Origin of the sequence: Maridesulfovibrio sp., assembly GCF_963666665.1 — a bacterium.
Lineage (GTDB): Bacteria > Desulfobacterota > Desulfovibrionia > Desulfovibrionales > Desulfovibrionaceae > Maridesulfovibrio.
Genome location: NZ_OY762999.1, coordinates 3,439,916 through 3,456,771, shown reverse-complemented (window position 1 = coordinate 3,456,771; position 16,856 = coordinate 3,439,916). Strand labels below are relative to the sequence as shown.

Annotated in this window: 13 protein-coding genes; 7 read left to right on the top strand and 6 right to left on the bottom strand. The window is 48.3% G+C overall.

All coding sequences use genetic code 11. The annotated features are described in order from the left end of the window. Positions 1-41: 41 nt before the first annotated feature. Both ACKU40_RS15895 and ACKU40_RS15890 read left to right on the top strand, forming a co-directional pair. Positions 42-2,918 (top strand): DEAD/DEAH box helicase, encoded by a 2,877-nt coding sequence (locus ACKU40_RS15895; protein ID WP_320173769.1) that lies wholly within the window; start codon positions 42-44, stop codon positions 2,916-2,918. Positions 2,919-2,962: 44 nt separating this feature from the next. Beyond that, the gene (locus ACKU40_RS15890; protein ID WP_320173768.1) at positions 2,963-3,619 is read left to right on the top strand and encodes a toxin-antitoxin system YwqK family antitoxin; all 657 of its coding nucleotides are present in this window, start codon (positions 2,963-2,965) and stop codon (positions 3,617-3,619) included. Between the two features lie 44 nt (positions 3,620-3,663). Here the strand turns inward: ACKU40_RS15890 and ACKU40_RS15885 are convergent, their stop codons facing one another. The 4 genes from ACKU40_RS15885 to ACKU40_RS15870 all read right to left on the bottom strand — a co-directional run bounded on the left by ACKU40_RS15885 (position 3,664) and on the right by ACKU40_RS15870 (position 9,328). Then, entirely contained in the window at positions 3,664-5,037 is a 1,374-nt protein-coding gene (locus ACKU40_RS15885) for a sigma-54 dependent transcriptional regulator (RefSeq protein ID WP_320173767.1), read from the bottom strand. Positions 5,038-5,040: 3 nt separating this feature from the next. Next, positions 5,041-6,474, bottom strand: coding sequence for an ATP-binding protein (locus ACKU40_RS15880; protein ID WP_320173766.1), 1,434 nt, complete (start codon positions 6,472-6,474; stop codon positions 5,041-5,043). Between the two features lie 234 nt (positions 6,475-6,708). Further along, positions 6,709-8,052, bottom strand: a complete 1,344-nt coding sequence (locus ACKU40_RS15875; protein WP_320173765.1) for a glucose-6-phosphate isomerase — start codon at positions 8,050-8,052, stop codon at positions 6,709-6,711. Between the two features lie 100 nt (positions 8,053-8,152). Then, complete coding sequence (locus tag ACKU40_RS15870) at positions 8,153-9,328, bottom strand: pyridoxal phosphate-dependent aminotransferase (RefSeq protein ID WP_320173764.1); 1,176 nt, start codon at positions 9,326-9,328, stop codon at positions 8,153-8,155. A 333-nt stretch (positions 9,329-9,661) separates the two neighbouring features. On the opposite strand from ACKU40_RS15870, the gene ACKU40_RS15865 reads away from it, so the two are divergent. From ACKU40_RS15865 to ilvD, 4 genes are all read left to right on the top strand, one after another. Then, on the top strand, positions 9,662-10,015 hold the full coding sequence (locus ACKU40_RS15865; protein WP_320173763.1) for a hypothetical protein: 354 nt from the start codon (positions 9,662-9,664) through the stop codon (positions 10,013-10,015). 20 nt (positions 10,016-10,035) lie between these two features. Then, on the top strand, positions 10,036-10,725 hold the full coding sequence (gene ftsE / locus ACKU40_RS15860; protein ID WP_320173762.1) for a cell division ATP-binding protein FtsE: 690 nt from the start codon (positions 10,036-10,038) through the stop codon (positions 10,723-10,725). Continuing rightward, positions 10,719-11,600, top strand: coding sequence for a permease-like cell division protein FtsX (locus ACKU40_RS15855; protein ID WP_320173761.1), 882 nt, complete (start codon positions 10,719-10,721; stop codon positions 11,598-11,600). The genes ftsE and ACKU40_RS15855 overlap by 7 nt, the downstream gene beginning before the upstream one ends. A gap of 258 nt (positions 11,601-11,858) precedes the next feature. Beyond that, positions 11,859-13,526, top strand: a complete 1,668-nt coding sequence (ilvD, locus tag ACKU40_RS15850) for a dihydroxy-acid dehydratase (protein ID WP_320173760.1) — start codon at positions 11,859-11,861, stop codon at positions 13,524-13,526. Positions 13,527-13,611: 85 nt separating this feature from the next. Here the strand turns inward: ilvD and ACKU40_RS15845 are convergent, their stop codons facing one another. Then, positions 13,612-14,568 (bottom strand): UDP-glucuronic acid decarboxylase family protein, encoded by a 957-nt coding sequence (locus tag ACKU40_RS15845; RefSeq protein ID WP_320173759.1) that lies wholly within the window; start codon positions 14,566-14,568, stop codon positions 13,612-13,614. A 222-nt stretch (positions 14,569-14,790) separates the two neighbouring features. Between ACKU40_RS15845 and ACKU40_RS15840 the strand changes: the two genes are divergently transcribed. Continuing rightward, the gene (locus tag ACKU40_RS15840) at positions 14,791-15,894 is read left to right on the top strand and encodes a DUF362 domain-containing protein (protein WP_320173758.1); all 1,104 of its coding nucleotides are present in this window, start codon (positions 14,791-14,793) and stop codon (positions 15,892-15,894) included. 282 nt (positions 15,895-16,176) lie between these two features. Here ACKU40_RS15840 and ACKU40_RS15835 read toward each other — a convergent pair whose 3' ends face one another. Then, entirely contained in the window at positions 16,177-16,854 is a 678-nt protein-coding gene (locus ACKU40_RS15835) for an HAD family hydrolase (RefSeq protein WP_320173757.1), read from the bottom strand. Positions 16,855-16,856: the final 2 nt, after the last annotated feature.

Here is a 16,856-nt window from a genome sequence, read left to right as displayed (position 1 = left end):
TTCTTGACGAATCTTAATTACGATATGACTCTATTTCCCTGATGCATGATCAAGACAGAATCCAAGAATATATCAACTCCCTGCTCGCTTCACCGACCATGGGCGATCAAGTTGTCCACCACCGGACCATGGAAGGGACAGATCCCTCCTATGGCGAACCCCGCCGCCCTTTTTCACCCTCGGTAAATTCCGTGCTCGGCTTCAGGAATATTGAGCATCTGTATTCCCATCAGGCTGAAGCTACAGACTACGCCCGGGCCGGACGCAATGTGGTGGTCGCCACACCGACAGCCAGCGGAAAGACCCTGACCTATAATCTGCCCGTACTGGAGCAGTGTTTGCGTGATCCTGATTCCCACGCCCTCTATCTTTTTCCGCTCAAAGCCCTTGCACAGGACCAGCTCAAGACCTTTAATGAAATGGCTGCCCTGCTCCCGGAACACGCACGACCCGAAGCTGCCATCTATGACGGGGATACTTCCCCCTATAGACGCAAGAAAATACGCGATACCCCGCCCGCAGTAATCCTGACCAACCCGGAAATGCTGCATCTCTCCATGTTGCCGTACCATGAAAAATGGGCGCCCTTCCTTGCCGGACTGACCCACATTGTGGTCGATGAAGTTCATACCTACAGGGGGGTTATGGGATCGCACATGGCTATGGTGTTCCGTCGCCTGCTGCGCATCTGCAAATATTACGGTGCCAATCCTTCATTCATCTTTTCCTCGGCTACCGTGGGCAATCCTGCACAGCTATGTCATGACCTGACCGGACTGGATGTTAACCCTATTACCAAATCAGGCGCGGCCTCCGGTAAACGCAACTACATTTTTTTCAACCCCGTAGTTTCGCCTTACAGCGCGGCAATTCAGCTGCTTAAGGCCGGGCTGGCACGCGGCCTGCGGACAATTGTCTACACCCAGTCGCGCAAAATGACCGAGCTTATCGCCATGTGGGTCAATGAGAAGGCAGGAGAGTACAAGGACCGCATCAGCGCCTACAGAGCCGGTTTCCTGCCTGAGGAACGGCGTGAAATTGAGCAGAAGATGTCTTCCGGTGAATTGCTGGCGGTCATCTCAACCAGTGCCCTTGAGCTGGGCATAGACATCGGCGGACTTGATCTCTGCATTCTCGTGGGATACCCCGGCTCAGTAATGGCAACCCTCCAGCGTGGAGGCCGTGTAGGTCGCAGCCAGCGCGAATCAGCAGTAATACTCATCGGTCAGGAAGATGCCCTTGATCAATATTTCATGCGCAATCCGGAAGACTTCTTTTCCCGTCCAGCCGAAAACGCAGTGCTTAATCCTTACAATCCGGTAATCATGCAACGGCATTTGGTCTGCGCTGCAGCGGAACTCACCCTGCGCGATAACGATTACCTGCTCCATGACGAAGAAATAAAAAAACGGGTAACTGAACTGGAAAAAGAAGGAATCCTGCTGCGCAATAAACGCGGTGATGAGATATATTCAATCCGCAAACGCCCGCACCGCGATGTCTCCCTGCGCGGAGCAGGGTCAACCATGCATATTGAAGACTCTGCCAATGGAGCCACTATCGGCACCATTGATGAAGTCCGGGCTTATTCCGAAGCGCACGAGGGTGCGGTCTATATCCATCGCGGCTCCACCTATTGCATCAAGGAGCTGGATCTCGGAGCCAAGAAGATCAAGGCAGCGAAGGAACGAGTCGGCTATTACACCCGGGCGCGGAAAAACAAATCAACGGAAATCCTTGAGGTCTATTCCCAGAAAAAAGTCTTCGGTATTGTCATGCGCTTCGGAAGGCTGCGGGTAACTGAACAGGTTACCGGATATGAAAAACGGGCTGTAAAAGGCGGTAAGCTGCTTGGAATAGTACCTCTGGACATGCCTCCGGTAGTATTTGAGACCCAAGGTTTATGGATGGAGATTTCACCAGAGATCAAACGCAGGGCCGAAGAGGATTTCATCCATTTCATGGGTGGTATCCACGCAGTGGAACATGCTGCAATCGGCATCACTCCCTTGCTGGTACTTACAGACCGTAATGATCTTGGCGGTATTTCCACACCCATGCACGAGCAGGTCGACGGTCCGGCAGTCTTTATCTACGACGGCATTCCCGGCGGCGCAGGGCTGACCATGCAGGCTTTTGAACAGGCCGAAGAACTGCTTGAACGCACCTTACAGGTCATCGTAGACTGTGAATGCGAACTGGGCTGCCCCACATGCGTACATTCCCCCAAATGCGGTTCCGGCAACAGGCCCATCGACAAGGCTGCGGCCATTTATGTGCTGGAAAACATGGTTAACGGACAACCACCGGAAAAAATAGAGGATTTATCTATGGTACTGGTTCCCTTCGGTGAAGAAGTGAAAAAAGAAAAAAGCTCCAAAGAACCCAAAAGCTTTGGCGTGCTTGACGTGGAAACCCGCCGCTCGGCACAGGATGTAGGCGGCTGGAACAAGGCCGAACGCATGGGCATTTCCATTGCCGTGCTTTACGATTCCACTGAGGATAAATATTTCGAATATGAAGAAGATCAAATCCCGGAAATGATGGAACGCGTCCAGAAACTGGACCTGATCATCGGCTTCAACATTGAACGCTTCGACTACAAGGTCCTTTCCGGCATCCATCCCTTCAACTACAAAGGATTGCCCACACTGGACCTGCTGCTCAAAGTCTACGAACGACTGGGCTACCGCCTGAAACTGGACAACATCGCTCAAGCAACCCTTGATGCCGCCAAAAGTGCGGACGGCTTACAGGCCCTTGAATGGTGGAAAGAAGGACGTCTGGACCTTATCACTGAATACTGCAAGCAGGATGTGGCTGTAACCCGTGATGTTTACCTGTTTGGCAAAAAGAACGGATACGTGCTATTTACTAATAAAGAGAAAAAGAAAGTACGATTACCAGTTGATTGGTAATCAGGGGGTTATTTGTAAGCCCTCAGGGGAAAATGGAGATGAGTATGCTCAGAAAGTTGCTATTTTGTTTGATGGCCCTGTTTTTAATGCTGCTGACTGCATGCTCACAGCAGGAAGCAACTTTCTACGAACTCAGCTTCGAGCAGGATAAGATCGTCCTTATCGACACCAATAAGCCATTCAGCGGAATATACACTGAATATTACGACGCAGGACAGCAATTCCCCAAGAGCCGGATTGTAATTAAGAATGGAGTAATGGAAGGCAGATTCTACCACTACTACCCGGATGGAAAGTTGCGTGAAAAGGGTACCCACAGTGACGGCAAGATATACGGTTACCATTCCCTATACTGGCCCAACGGTAAGATTAAGCAAAAGTTCTTCGTAGGCCGTGACAAGGCCGGATACAACTACGAATATTATGATAGCGGCAAGATAAGGGAAATGAGCCATTACAACGCGAAGGCCCAGCTGGACGGAAAGTCCTTCACATTTCATCGCAACGGCAATGTTAAAGATGAAATGAACTATAAGAACGGCAAGCGCGAAGGCTTATTCATCACCAAGGACAAGGCCGGATTTCTTGTCAATGTCTTTGAGTACCGTGACGATGTCTTGCAGGAACATGCCCGTGATCATGACCTATCCGATCATTCCAAGTATTCAGCTAAGACGACTATGTATTACAATTTTCTGTAAAAAAAAGGGGTGGTGAACTTTGTTCACCACCCCTTTTAAATCTCTTACTTTCCGGAAATCTTATACTTCTTCAGCTTATACTGCAAAAGGCTCTTCGAGATACCGAGCATATCAGCGGCATCAACCTTAACGAAGTTGCTGGCAACCAGCGCCCTGCGCACCAGTGTAGCTTCGATCTTATCCAATGTATCGGCAAGATTGAGCTTTGAGGGCAACAAGTCAACGGCGCTCTTGAACTGAGCTTCCTCATCCTTGATCTCAGCGGGAAGATCTTCGGTCTCAATAACTGAACCGGATGAAAGCACAACACAACGTTCCACAACGTTCTGCAACTGACGTACATTTCCGGGCCATTCGTAGGCGGTCATGTAATCCATAGCTGCCGGAGCGAAACCGTCAAATTCCTTGTTGTTGTCAGCAGAATAGGTAGCAAGGAAATGATCTACCAGAAAAGGGATGTCCTCGCGACGCTCACGCAGAGGCGGCATTTCAATGCTGACAACATTGAGACGGTAGTAGAGATCTTCACGGAATTCGCCCTTTTCCACCGCTTCCTTAAGATTTTTATTAGTGGCGGCTACAATGCGAATATTAACCTTGATAGGTTCCCCTCCGCCCACGCGCTCAATGGTCTTTTCCTGCAATACACGCAGCAGCTTAACCTGCATGTCGTGGGAAATTTCACCAATTTCGTCAAGAAAGAGTGTACCTTGATCAGCAGCTTCAAAACGACCCCGCTTACGGGCTACGGCCCCGGTAAAAGAACCTTTTTCATGTCCGAAAAGTTCGCTCTCAAGAACACCGGTGTTAAAAGCCATGCAGTTCACTGAAACAAAGGGCTTGTCGCAACGCGGTGAAGCCTGATGAATAGCCTGCGCCACCAGTTCCTTACCGGTCCCGGATTCCCCGGTGATCAGTACAGTGGAGCTGCCCGGAGCGGCCTTGCTGATCATATCAAAAACCTGCAGCATGGGCTTGGAGCGGCCGATAATGTTACTGGGCGAATAGCGGTCCTTGATCTGCTCGCGAAGCTGCCTGTTTTCCTGCTGCGCCTTGGCAAACTGGGCTGCTTTTGTAACGGAAAGAAGCAGTTCCTCGTTGGCAAAAGGCTTGGTAATGTAGTCAAAGGCACCGATTTTCATGGCCTCAACAGCTGATTCAATGGAACCGAATGCGGTCATGATAATTACCGGAATGTACGGAAAATTCTTTTTCACATGCTCCAGCACATCCTGCCCGGTCAGCTTTGGCATTTTCATATCGGTGATGACCAGATCAACTTCCGATTCATCAAGATAGGCCAGACCTGTTTCCGGGTCGGAAAGGGCGGTAATGGTGTACCCCTCATCTGAAAGCAAAGCTTCCAGAATGAGCAGATAGTTCTGTTCGTCGTCCAGTATGAGAATATTTGCAGGCATTTTCTAGCAGTCTTTCTTTTGAGGTAAAAATATTTCCAAGCGAGCCCCGCCCTCGGGATTATTCCCGATACGCAGCTTTCCGTTATGGCTTTCCACAATATTGGTCACAATTGCAAGCCCTAAGCCTGTTCCATTATCCTTAGTTGTAAAAAACGGGTCCTTAACCTTCTCAATAATCTCAGGCGAAAATCCAGAACCGGAATCACTTACAACCACGCTTACGCCACCCTCTGCATCTTCAATGGAAACAGCTATATACCCATCATTTTCCACCGCCTGCATGGCATTGCCGACAAGATTATAAAAAGCGCGATAAAGCAGGTCTTCATCACCGCAAACCTGATGCCCGGAAATATATTCCCTCTTAAGCTCAATGTTGCTTTGGCGGCATTTTGATTCCAGAAACATATAAATCTTATCCAGCAAATCTGCGGGATCAAGTGCGGTCATGGCAATCTTGCGCGGCCTTGCATAATCAAGAAAATCACTCACAGTGCGGCTCAACCGTTTGGTTTCCTCATGGATAGCACCCAGAATCTTAACGTTGACCGGATCACTTTCCTTCATTCTCTTAAGCAAAAGCTCAGAACTGGAGCGGATAATTCCCAACGGATTTCGAATTTCATGGGCCACCCCGGAAACCATACGTCCGATACTGGCCAGCTTTTCGCTCTGGTTAAGCTCTTTCTCAAAATCGCGCCTTTCCCTCATGCGCTGTTCATTAATAATATCAGCACGGCGGATAATAGCCATGATAGTGGCGAAAAGAATCAATGCCGAAAAACTGGAAGTAAACAGGATCAAACGCTCAAAATTAATAACCGACTGATAATCCTCGGTAATATCCTGAGTTATCTCCATAACGCCCATGATGACATTCTCATCAATGTTCAAACTCTTTTCAGAACGCAGCGGGTAAACAATCTTAAGCTGCATTGTTCCGGGTCGCATATGAAAATCAAAAAGAAGTGCCAGCGTGGATTTCTTACTGATGAACTCATATCTAGGCTTGCCACTGGCAAGAACATCCTTAAGAAATTCACCGCCAAGATCATCCTTACCGATTATTCCAGTATCAGTTGAATATGAAACAACAAGTTCCGGATCATAGATACGCACCTCGTTAACTTTAAAACTGTGCACAGTGGAGCGCACCACCTGATCAAGGCGTTCCATCTGTTCCTTGTTTTTCAGCCCGATACGCCCGTAACCGATAATAGTAGGCAGGATAAAACGACGGTAAATCTGGTGGTTCAAGTTCTCAGCCTGCAACAGGGCAAATTGCTTCTGCTTTTCCAGAAGAGTTTCGTCCGCATGTTTTGCCAGAAATACAGAAAGCCCAAGACTGCTGGCAATGATTACAATCAGCAAAGTCCAGGAAAGAAGCTTAACAAGCTGGAATGATTTAACTTGCAAATCTTGATGTTGTGAATCCAAGAGAATGCCTCCGCGGCCCTTCGGGGCCCAGAAAACCCTTTTGTAAAATGGTTCTCTGGACTCTCCTAAAACTTTTAATAGATATAATTGAGTAATAGCTTGCTTATTCGTGCCTCAAAGAAGGCAGGTAGTAAAGGGAAAGGGGCAACTTAGGATCATTCCTAAATTGCCCCAATTAAATCAACTAAGGATTCAAAAGGTGATTTTCAAAAAGCGCGGCAGCGCATCAATCACCTAAAATTCCTGTTCTTCACGCTTAGTATTCAGGAAAGAATTGAGACTTTCCTTTTCCTTTTCCAGACCGTCAGCGCCGAGACGTGCTTTGGCGAGCAGTTTACCCATTTCCACAGCAGGCTGGTCAATGGGATTAATCTCGATCAACCAACCGGTAAAAATGGTCGCAGCCATGAGCAAACCCATGAGACGACCGGCAGCTTCCTCTGAATCGGCTTCCATCTGCATTTCAACCAACGGGACCTTATTCGCGGCCAGTGCCATCTTGGTTCCGAGACCTTCAGCATGAATCAATTCACCGAAGCTCTTACCTTTAAGATAAGCGAAATTGTCCGGAATATCGTCCGAAAAGGACGCCCCTTCAGGTAAAGAAGGGCAGGTCAGGAACAGGCAACCTTTGTTACGCGGCCCATCCAGAAACATCTGGTTCACGGAATGCTGGTCTGTGGCTCCTACAGCCGGAAGCGGCTGACTGCCCTTCCCTTCCTTGCCGAGGCTTTCAGCCCAGAGCTGGGCAAACCATTGTCCGAAGCAGGCCCATTGCGGGATGTAGGAAAAGAAAATCAGTTCATTATACCCTTCGCCCATCAGACCGGAAGCCCAGCAGGCCATTTTAAATGCCGGATGGCGACTCAGCAGGTCACCGTTAAGGTCCGACGATGCCAAGGGCGAGAGAACAGCGGAAGCACCTTCAACCAGCGAACGATAATCAATGCCCATGAACATTGCCGGAAGCAGCCCGACAGCAGATAGCACGGAATACCTGCCACCAAGATAGTCGGGGACTTCGAGGGTGCGTACGGAAAATTCATCAGCCTGCTCACGCAGGAACCCCTTTTCCTTATCGGTTACGAAAAGAAGGTTGCGGTTCCAGTTATCACCAAGGTCCTGCTTAAGTTTATCGCGGACAAGGAAATACTGGCTGATTGTTTCGATTGTGCCTCCGGATTTGGAGACAACCGCCACAAGTGTTTTCTCAAGGGGAAGTTTCTGAAGATATGCGTCAAGGGTCTTGGCGCAGACATTGTCAGCAATCCAAAGCCACGGACCTTCATGGCCGGGCTGGTCCTGCTGCGGGAAGAAAGCTTTCTGCAAGGCTCGTGCGCCGAGAGCGGAGCCCCCGATACCCAGCAGAAGCATATGGTCGAAACTTTTTACGTAATCTTCAAGGCCGTCCAGATCATGCAGCAAAGAAGCCATGAACGGCATGGAGCAGAAAGGCAGCTTGCCTTCAGCCACTTCTCCGCTGAATCTTGCAGCAATGGAAGCTGCTGAATCGCAATGTGATTCAGAATCAAGACGTTCGTACCAGCTGTCGGTCCAATCAAGAATATTAGCAGCCATATTCGATCTCCCTTGGTATGGGTTGCAGCCTCTTCCGGTATCATCAACCGGAAGAGGCTGATTTTTTCATCAATCAAATATGACTATATTTACTTTTTTTTTATTTTCCCATCAACACTTTGCCGATTTTTTCCAGTGAATTTTTGAGCACTTCATCATCCACCGCATAAGAGAAGCGGATACAGCGGTCATCACCGAAAGCAGAACCGGGCACGAGAGCTACTCCGGCTTCTTCCAGAAGCTTGGTACACATGGAAGCGGAATCCGGGGTTTCTTCAGTGTAGAAGGTTTCCAGAACCGGGAAGAGGTAGAAAGCTCCGTCCGGTTTGGTGCAGATAACACCGGGCCATGATGTTATGATATCGTAAGCAAGATCACGGCGACGCTGGAACTTGACGCACATCTCATCAATAAGATCCCAAGGACCTTCAAAAGCAGCCAGTGCAGCTTTCTGGGCCATGGTGTTGACGTTGGAAGTGGACTGACCCTGAATCTTAATCATGGCTTTAACCAGATCGGCATGGGCAAGGGTGGTTCCCACACGCCAGCCGGTCATAGCGAAACTCTTGGAAAGAGCACCGACGATGGCTACATCTTCAGGGTTCTTTTCCCAGAAATTGGAAAGAGTGGAATACTCGGCCGGTTTATATACCAGACGATCATAGACTTCATCGGAAACAATGAAGATTCCTTTGGACTTGGCCCAGTTGGCAATTTCATCAAGCTGTGCCTGAGGATAATGTCCACCGGTGGGGTTGGAGGGAGTATTCAGGATAAGCAGTTTGGTCTTATCAGTACATGCTGCTTCAAGATCCTTGATCTCAGCCAGAAAACCGGACTCGGCGGTTGTAGGCACGATAACCGGCTTACCGTCAGCAAGCTCAACCATAGCAGGGTAACTTACCCAGTAGGGAGCAGGAATAAGCACTTCATCGCCCGGATCAATCAAGGCCATGAACAGGTTATACAGAGAGTGCTTACCACCATTACTGATAATGGTATTTTCAGCTTCAGCTTTTGCACCGTAAAATTTACCGTAGTAATTTGCTACAGCTGTACGCAGTTCCGGGAGTCCGGGTACTGCGGTATAACGGTGAAATCCATCATCAACAGCTTTCTTCATAGCTTCGCAGACATGCGCCGGAGTAGGAAAATCAGGCTCGCCAACCGCGAGGCTTACTATTTCCTTACCCTGTGCGCGCAGTTCCTGTGCCTTGGCGTTTACAGCCAGAGTTGCTGACGGTTTAGCCCTCATAAGTCTTTCAGAAATTTTCATATCTCTTTCCTGCTGCTTGAGTTATATGTTTATCCACGGGCCATTGACGAGATTTAAGCATGCACCGTAACTGAGGATTTTAACCAGTTACGACACTATTTAAAGAAGCACCCGAAAGGTGCATAATTGTCAGGATTGTCATTAAGGTCCATGCTCTATTCGGGAACTTAATTGAAAACATCAAAAACGTAAATCTTTCTATGGGGCATATCCCACTTTATAACCATTTTTTTGACCGTTTATCGAATGAAAGGTCCCACAAACCGCTTAATATAATGTTTTTTGCAAAACTGTCGCACCCCTGCTACAACCGCATTCGAGGAGTTTAAGAATATGATTTACAGATTTATTATTTTGACAGTCCTGCTGCTGAGCCTTGCTGCCTGCGCCCCTGTAATGATGACCGGTAAGGTCACATCCGAAAAAGGTACCGATCTCGGACCTGTGGAAATGACCGCCAACAAAAGACCGGAACTTGAAGCATACACCATTAAAGCCCAATTGCCCGATGAAACAGTTTTCAGCGGCGATATCAGCTACCATGAAAGATCCGTCACTATGTACAGCCATGACGGGGTCAGCATGAAGTGCAACTTTGAATTGCAAGACCAGCTCAAAGAATTCGAAGGCGGCGGAAAAGGCTCCTGCACCACTTCCGACGGCCAGAAACTGACTGTAAAATTCTAGCTTTTTCTACGGTGAATTAAATGATCCGGCTTAACCGGCTTTCATACAACTTCGGCTCTAACTGGGCCTTGAAGGACGTCTCCCTGCATATTCAAAAAGGGGAATTCATCTTTCTGACCGGACATTCCGGGGCAGGCAAGACCACTCTTATGCGTCTGCTTTACGGAGCCCTGCCGCTCACCCGTGGACAGGCCTCTGTTGCCGGATATGATCTGCATAATATCAAACGCGGCCAGATTCCCATGTTGCGGCGTGAGCTTGGTGTTGTCTTTCAGGATTTCAAAATCCTGCCGAACCGCTCAGTATACGAAAATGTTTCCCTAGCCCTCACAGTTCGCAGCATGCCCAAATCTGTTGTGGATAAAAGGGTACGGGCCATTATCCGAGCCCTCGGTCTTGAAAAGAAAAGCTACTCCAAATGCAGCAGCCTTTCCGGCGGTGAACAGCAGCGGGTAGCCATCGCCAGAGCAATGGTGGTCAATCCCAAACTCATCATTGCCGACGAACCTACCGGAAACCTCGACTTTGAGCTTTCTCTGCATTTGATGGATGTTTTCAAGCAATTTCATACTCATGGCACTACAGTGGTCATGGCAACCCACAGCCGGGAAATCCTGCGCTGTGTCCCTGACGCAAGAATAATCCACCTTGAAGGCGGCCAGCTCTGCGAACCACCGGAGTATCTTACCTCGGAGCTCTGCCCATGCTAGCACTTTTCTTCAGGCTCATCGGCCGTGGCATACGCGATCTTGGACTACACCCGTGGGCTAATATTTTTACCCTCGTGGCTGTTACCATGGTCTCCATCATGGCCGGACTCTTCATGCTCACCCTGCATAACGTCAATCAGGAGCTGCTCAAGAGTAAAGGTCAGGTTGAAATCCAGATTTTCTGGGCTTCAAATACTCCGGCGGAAGATTACGAAAAGCAATGGTCCGATCTCCGTAATATTGAAGGCTTAATAGACATCCGTACCTTCACACCGGAAAACGCTTTAAAGCAGCTTTCCGAAGCGCTCAGCGACAGTGACGATTTCTCATGGCTCGACAAATCAAGGAATCCCCTGCCGCCCACTGCCCTGCTCTCTTTTTCCGTAGAACCGGGCGTTGAAAACGAACGTTGGGCCGCTGATTTACTGCATGACCTTAAAGCACTTCCCTTTGTGGACAAGGTGCATTACAATCCCCTGCAGATTGACCTTGCAAGGGGCTGGATCAGCCTGACCCAATCCATAGTCTGGCCCATCATCGCTTTCCTCGGTCTGATAGTCGCACTGGTTGTCGGAAACACCATGCGCCTTTCACTCATGACCCGCAAAGATGAAATAGAGATCCTATATCTAGTAGGCGCCAAGCAATGGTTTATCCGCCTTCCGCTCCTAACCGGAGGGGCACTGCTCGGACTAGTCGGAAGTTCTACAGCCTTAGGTATCCTTTACGCTGCCCAGCAATTTTTCACAGATATCCTGAACTTTCCGCCACTATTCATGAAATTGACCTTCCTGCCCCATGAACAATGCCTTATACTGGCAGGAACCGTCACCCTGATCGGAATGCTGAGCAGCTTTGTGGCTGTTAAGAATTAATTTAGCCTCCGGCGGCCCTTCGGGGACCAGAGAAACTTTTTGGAAAAGTTTCTCTGGACTCTTCAAAAACTTTCGTTAGGGCTTCGCCTACTTCAACACAACTAATTGTTTTGCAACAAACAATTACGATATTCCCAATTATTTCAACTAAAAACTAATAAAAAGTTTTGGGATTCTTAAACCCTTTCCCAAAAGTGTTTAAGGCCCCCGGCAGGGTCCTTGAAGAGCCGCCGGAGGAATACCAACCAGGAGAAAACCATGAGAAGTAAAAAAATGACTGGAGGGCTGGAGAAAGCCCCGCACCGTTCCCTGCTTTATGCACTGGGCTTGTCCAAGGACGAAGTTAACCGTCCGCTGATCGGTATCTGCAACGCTGCCAACGAGATCATTCCCGGTCACGTGCATCTGCACACTATCACCCGTGCGGTAAAAGACGGCGTACGTCTAGCCGGCGGTGTGCCCATGGAATTTCCTGCCATCGGTGTTTGTGACGGTCTGGCCATGAACCACGCGGGCATGCGTTATTCCCTGCCCAGCCGCGAGATCATTGCCGATTCCATTGAAATTATGGCTACCGCGCATCCTTTTGACGCACTGGTACTCATTCCCAACTGCGATAAAATCGTACCCGGCATGCTCATGGCTGCCCTTCGCCTGAATATCCCGACCATCGTCATCAGCGGCGGTCCCATGCTCGCAGGACGCAAAGACGGCAAAAAAGTAGATCTGATCACCGTATTCGAAGGTGTAGGTCAGGTTAAGACCGGCAACATGACCGAAGAGGAACTTACCGTACTCGAACAAAGTGCCTGCCCGACCTGCGGTTCCTGCTCCGGTATGTTCACCGCCAACTCCATGAACTGCCTTTCCGAAACCATCGGTCTGGCCCTGCCAGGCAACGGCACCATTCCGGCAGTCATGGCTGAACGCACCCGCCTTGCTAAAGCCGCCGGTGCACAAATCATGACCCTGCTCGAAAAGGACATCAAACCGCGCGACATCGTTACTGAGAAAAGCCTCAAGAACGCGGTAACCATGGATATGGCTCTGGGATGCTCCACCAACACAGTGCTGCATCTGCCCGCCATCTTCAACGAAGCAGGCCTCAAGCTGGACCTGACCGTATTTGATGAAATCAGCCGCAACACCCCCAACCTCTGTAAACTTTCCCCTGCCGGTCCCGACCACATCGAAGACCTTAACGCAGCAGGCGGCATTCAGGGTGTAATGGCGGAACTTGCCAAGACCGGACGCATCGAGCTTGATCCGATGACCGTCACCGGTAAAACTGTTGGTGAAAACCTCAAGGAACTGAACGCAGGAGTCAAAGACCACAAGATTGTACGCCCGGTTGATGATCCCTACTCCAACGAAGGCGGTATCGCGGTTCTGTTCGGTAACATTGCTGAAGACGGCTGCGTAGTTAAGCAGTCCGCAGTGGCACCTGAAATGATGAAACGCACCTGCAACGCCAAAGTTTTCAATTCCGAAGAAGAAGCTGTTGAAGCGATTCTCGGCAACCAGATCGTCAAAGGTGACGCCGTGGTAATCCTTTATGAAGGACCTAAGGGTGGACCAGGTATGCGTGAAATGCTGACCCCCACCTCCGCAATCGCAGGTATGGGACTCGGCGCAGACGTAGCCCTGATCACTGACGGACGTTTTTCCGGCGGTACCCGCGGTGCGGCCATCGGCCATGTTTCCCCGGAAGCTGCTTCCGGCGGTGCTATCGGACTGGTTCAGACCGGCGATGTAATTGAAATCGACATCCCCGGCCGTTCTATCAATGTGAAGCTCGATGAAACTGAAATGAAAAAACGCCGCGCTGAATTCAAGCCCATTGAAAAGGAAATGCCCTCCGCATTCCTCAAACGCTACAGCCAAAACGTAACCTCAGCATCAACCGGTGCTATTTATAAAAAATAATTATTTTAAATAATTAAATAGAAAGGCCACAATATCAACTTAGATATTGTGGCCTTTTTTGTTGCAGATAAATCGCCAAATGCTTCTATTTGAAAATTGATTCCAAATCTAAGGTCTTGAAATATTCAATAGTGCTGACCAACCCTTTTTCCAGCTGGATGGTCGGTTCCCAGCCGAGCTCTTTGGCAAGAGATATATCAGGCTTACGTTGTTTCGGATCATCACCGGGCAGTGGTTCGTAAATCAATTCAGATTTTGAACCAGTCAATCCAATCACTTTTTCTGCCAACTCGCGAATGGTAAATTCAACCGGATTACCGAGGTTCACCGGGCCGGTTACTTCATCCGGGGTATCCATCAGGGTTAAAAACCCTTCAATCATATCATCAACATAACAGAATGAGCGGGTCTGGGAACCATCGCCATAAATGGTGATGGGGTTACCGAGAAGAGCCTGAGTAATAAAATTTGAAACCACGCGCCCATCATTGGGATGCATTTTAGGTCCGTAAGTATTGAATATGCGGGCAACTTTTATGTTAACTTTGTGCTGACGGTAATAATCAAAGAAAAGAGTTTCGGCACAACGTTTTCCTTCATCATAGCAGGAACGGGGACCGATAGGATTAACGCTGCCCACATAACTCTCAGGTTGCGGATGCACTTCGGGATCGCCGTAGACTTCAGATGTGGAGGCCTGAAAAATTTTAGCTCTGGTGCGCTTGGCAAGACCGAGCATATTGATTGCCCCGTGCACGGAGGTCTTGGTGGTCTGCACCGGATCATGCTGGTAATGAATCGGCGAAGCCGGACAGGCCAGATTGTAGATTTCGTCAATCTCAAGATAGAGCGGAAAAGTTACATCATGCCGGATTATTTCAAAATTAGGATTACTCAAAAGATGAGTAACATTGGATTTGGTCCCGGTAAAAAAATTGTCCACACAGATTACATCACAACCGTCAGCAAGAAGACGTTCACAAAGATGTGTTCCCAGAAATCCTGCTCCGCCGGTCACCAGTACCCTTTTCAGTAAGTGCATTTATAAACTCCTGAATATTCGATTTAACCGCATTCACTATCTCATTCTCTTCGCTATATAAATCAACTGGGTGCTGAAAGCTACCCGATCATTTATCTACAAATTTATGCTTTAATCCTGCTCTTTTAAAATAGACAATATTAAAAGCAAATTATACCTTAACCCCGCAAAAAGAGTCAGGGAAATGATTTACATATTTTCGTAAATACAGGGGGAAGTATTATGTCTAAAGTGTATTTCTGGAATTTGCGTACCACACGCAAATCTCCGCATGCTTTGAAGATGAAAAAACTGCTCAAGCAGTCCGGTATGAATGCCATTATTGATCCGGGCAATCTTGTTGCTCTAAAAGTACATTTCGGGGAAAGCGGAAACACCGGGTACCTAAATGCCCTTAACCTGAGGCCTATCGTAGACTTCCTGAAAAAGGCCGGAGCCAAGCCTTATTTCACTGATACCAGTACCCTTTATGTTGGAGAGCGCGGAGAATCTGTTTCCCACGGCTTGCTGGCAGCACGCCACGGTTACGATCCAAATGTTATCGGTGCCCCGGTTCTGTTTGCAGACGGCTTGCGCGGTGAATATCAAACAACCATCCCCTATGCCGGGAAATATATTTCTGAAGCCCATGTTGGCGGCATGTTCATGGAGACGGACATGATGGTTACCCTTAACCACGTCAAAGGACACGGCTTGGCAGGCTATGGCGGAGCCATTAAAAATATCGGCATGGGATGCGCTTCCAAGAAAGGTAAAATGCACATCCATGTTTCCACTGCACCGCACCTTCATCCTGAAAAATGTACCGGATGCGGAGTCTGTATGACTGAATGTGCTGCTAATGCACTCGATCTTGATGATGATGGCAGAATCATAATGAGTGGAAAATGCACCGGATGCGGACGCTGTTTTCTGTCCTGCCGTTTCGGAGCAATTTCTATCGACTGGAAAAGCGATGTGGAAGTTTTCACCAAACGGCTGATTGAATACAACAAAGCTATTCTTGATAACCTCAAGCGCCCGGCCATGCATATCAACTTTCTTATGAACATTACTCCGGACTGTGATTGTCATGGCTACAGCGATGCACCCATCTGTCCCGATCTCGGGGTAATGATATCATCAGACCCTGTTGCCGTAGATCAGGCTTCTCTTGATATGATCAATGCAGCACCTCCGCTCTACCCCAGCAGGTTACCTGACGGACTGGGTCAGGGCGATGACAAATTCAAAGCCCTGACGCCGGATACACCTGACTCTTTCGGACTCAAATATGCCGAAGAAATAGGTTTGGGTTCACGAAACTACAAGCTGGTCACTATTTAGCTTAAATAATACGTTCATAATAAAAGGGCGCAGTATCTTAATTGATACTGCGCCCTTTTGTTTTGAACAATTTTTGACTCAAATTGTTTATAACTTATCTTTATTTTTCAGATACTTGAAATAATTATGCACAAAATGAAATTCAATAATCAGCTTTCATTTATTTGAGAACTCTAACTGATATCACCCTGCCAGTTTCAGTAAAAAACATGACTCCGATTCTTTTTATGATTTTGACTGCCTATTGAATGGGGACAAATTCATGTTTTGAACAATTTAAAACTACAAATTGTTTACAACTAATCCTTCTTTTTCAAGAATTTGTATTAGTTCTGCACAATTTGCCGCTACGAAATCAGGTTCCGCTTGCTGAAGTTCTTCCACGGACATACGCCCTGTTGACACTCCGGCGGTCATGGCCCCTGCTCGCTTGCCGGTTTCAATATCCATAGGATGATCACCGACCATTAATGCGTTCTCCACTGGCACCCCAATCACCTCAAGGGCCTTGAACAGATGCTCCGGGTGTGGTTTTACGTTTTGAACATCTTCACGAGAGAGGAAACATCCTGAAAGTTTATTAATTTCCGGGACCAATTCCCGAACCGCCGAAGCAGTATTGCGGGTAATTATTCCGGTCTTGATGCCTGAATTACGGAGACCGTTCAGAATGTCGCAGGTAAAGGGGAACAGCTTTCCATTGCGGGCTGCTTCCACTTCCATACTGATGATCAAAAAACGACAACGGGTGTGAAATTCCTTGCCAAGATCAGGATCTTCTTCAGCAAGGCAATCAGCTATAAAATCAACCCATTCAAGAGCAGGAAAATCCTTCTCCGGCAGAGGATCTAGAAATGCACTGCCTAAGGCCTTGAGACGCTTCTTCATCTCATCAAAATCAATGGTCAATTCGGCCAGTGTTCCGTCGAAATCAAATATTATTGCTTCTATTTTTTTCATAT

What these genes read in the sequence shown, in the direction of transcription:
- ACKU40_RS15895 (WP_320173769.1), top strand. Translation starts at nt 42, where the DNA reads ATGCATGATCAAGACAGAATCCAAGAATATATCAACTCCCTGCTCGCT.
- ACKU40_RS15890 (WP_320173768.1), top strand. Translation starts at nt 2,963, where the DNA reads ATGCTCAGAAAGTTGCTATTTTGTTTGATGGCCCTGTTTTTAATGCTG.
- ACKU40_RS15885 (WP_320173767.1), bottom strand. Translation starts at nt 5,037, where the DNA reads ATGCCTGCAAATATTCTCATACTGGACGACGAACAGAACTATCTGCTC.
- ACKU40_RS15875 (WP_320173765.1), bottom strand. Translation starts at nt 8,052, where the DNA reads ATGGCTGCTAATATTCTTGATTGGACCGACAGCTGGTACGAACGTCTT.
- ACKU40_RS15870 (WP_320173764.1), bottom strand. Translation starts at nt 9,328, where the DNA reads ATGAAAATTTCTGAAAGACTTATGAGGGCTAAACCGTCAGCAACTCTG.
- ACKU40_RS15865 (WP_320173763.1), top strand. Translation starts at nt 9,662, where the DNA reads ATGATTTACAGATTTATTATTTTGACAGTCCTGCTGCTGAGCCTTGCT.
- ftsE (WP_320173762.1), top strand. Translation starts at nt 10,036, where the DNA reads ATGATCCGGCTTAACCGGCTTTCATACAACTTCGGCTCTAACTGGGCC.
- ACKU40_RS15855 (WP_320173761.1), top strand. Translation starts at nt 10,719, where the DNA reads ATGCTAGCACTTTTCTTCAGGCTCATCGGCCGTGGCATACGCGATCTT.
- ilvD (WP_320173760.1), top strand. Translation starts at nt 11,859, where the DNA reads ATGAGAAGTAAAAAAATGACTGGAGGGCTGGAGAAAGCCCCGCACCGT.
- ACKU40_RS15845 (WP_320173759.1), bottom strand. Translation starts at nt 14,568, where the DNA reads ATGCACTTACTGAAAAGGGTACTGGTGACCGGCGGAGCAGGATTTCTG.
- ACKU40_RS15840 (WP_320173758.1), top strand. Translation starts at nt 14,791, where the DNA reads ATGTCTAAAGTGTATTTCTGGAATTTGCGTACCACACGCAAATCTCCG.
- ACKU40_RS15835 (WP_320173757.1), bottom strand. Translation starts at nt 16,854, where the DNA reads ATGAAAAAAATAGAAGCAATAATATTTGATTTCGACGGAACACTGGCC.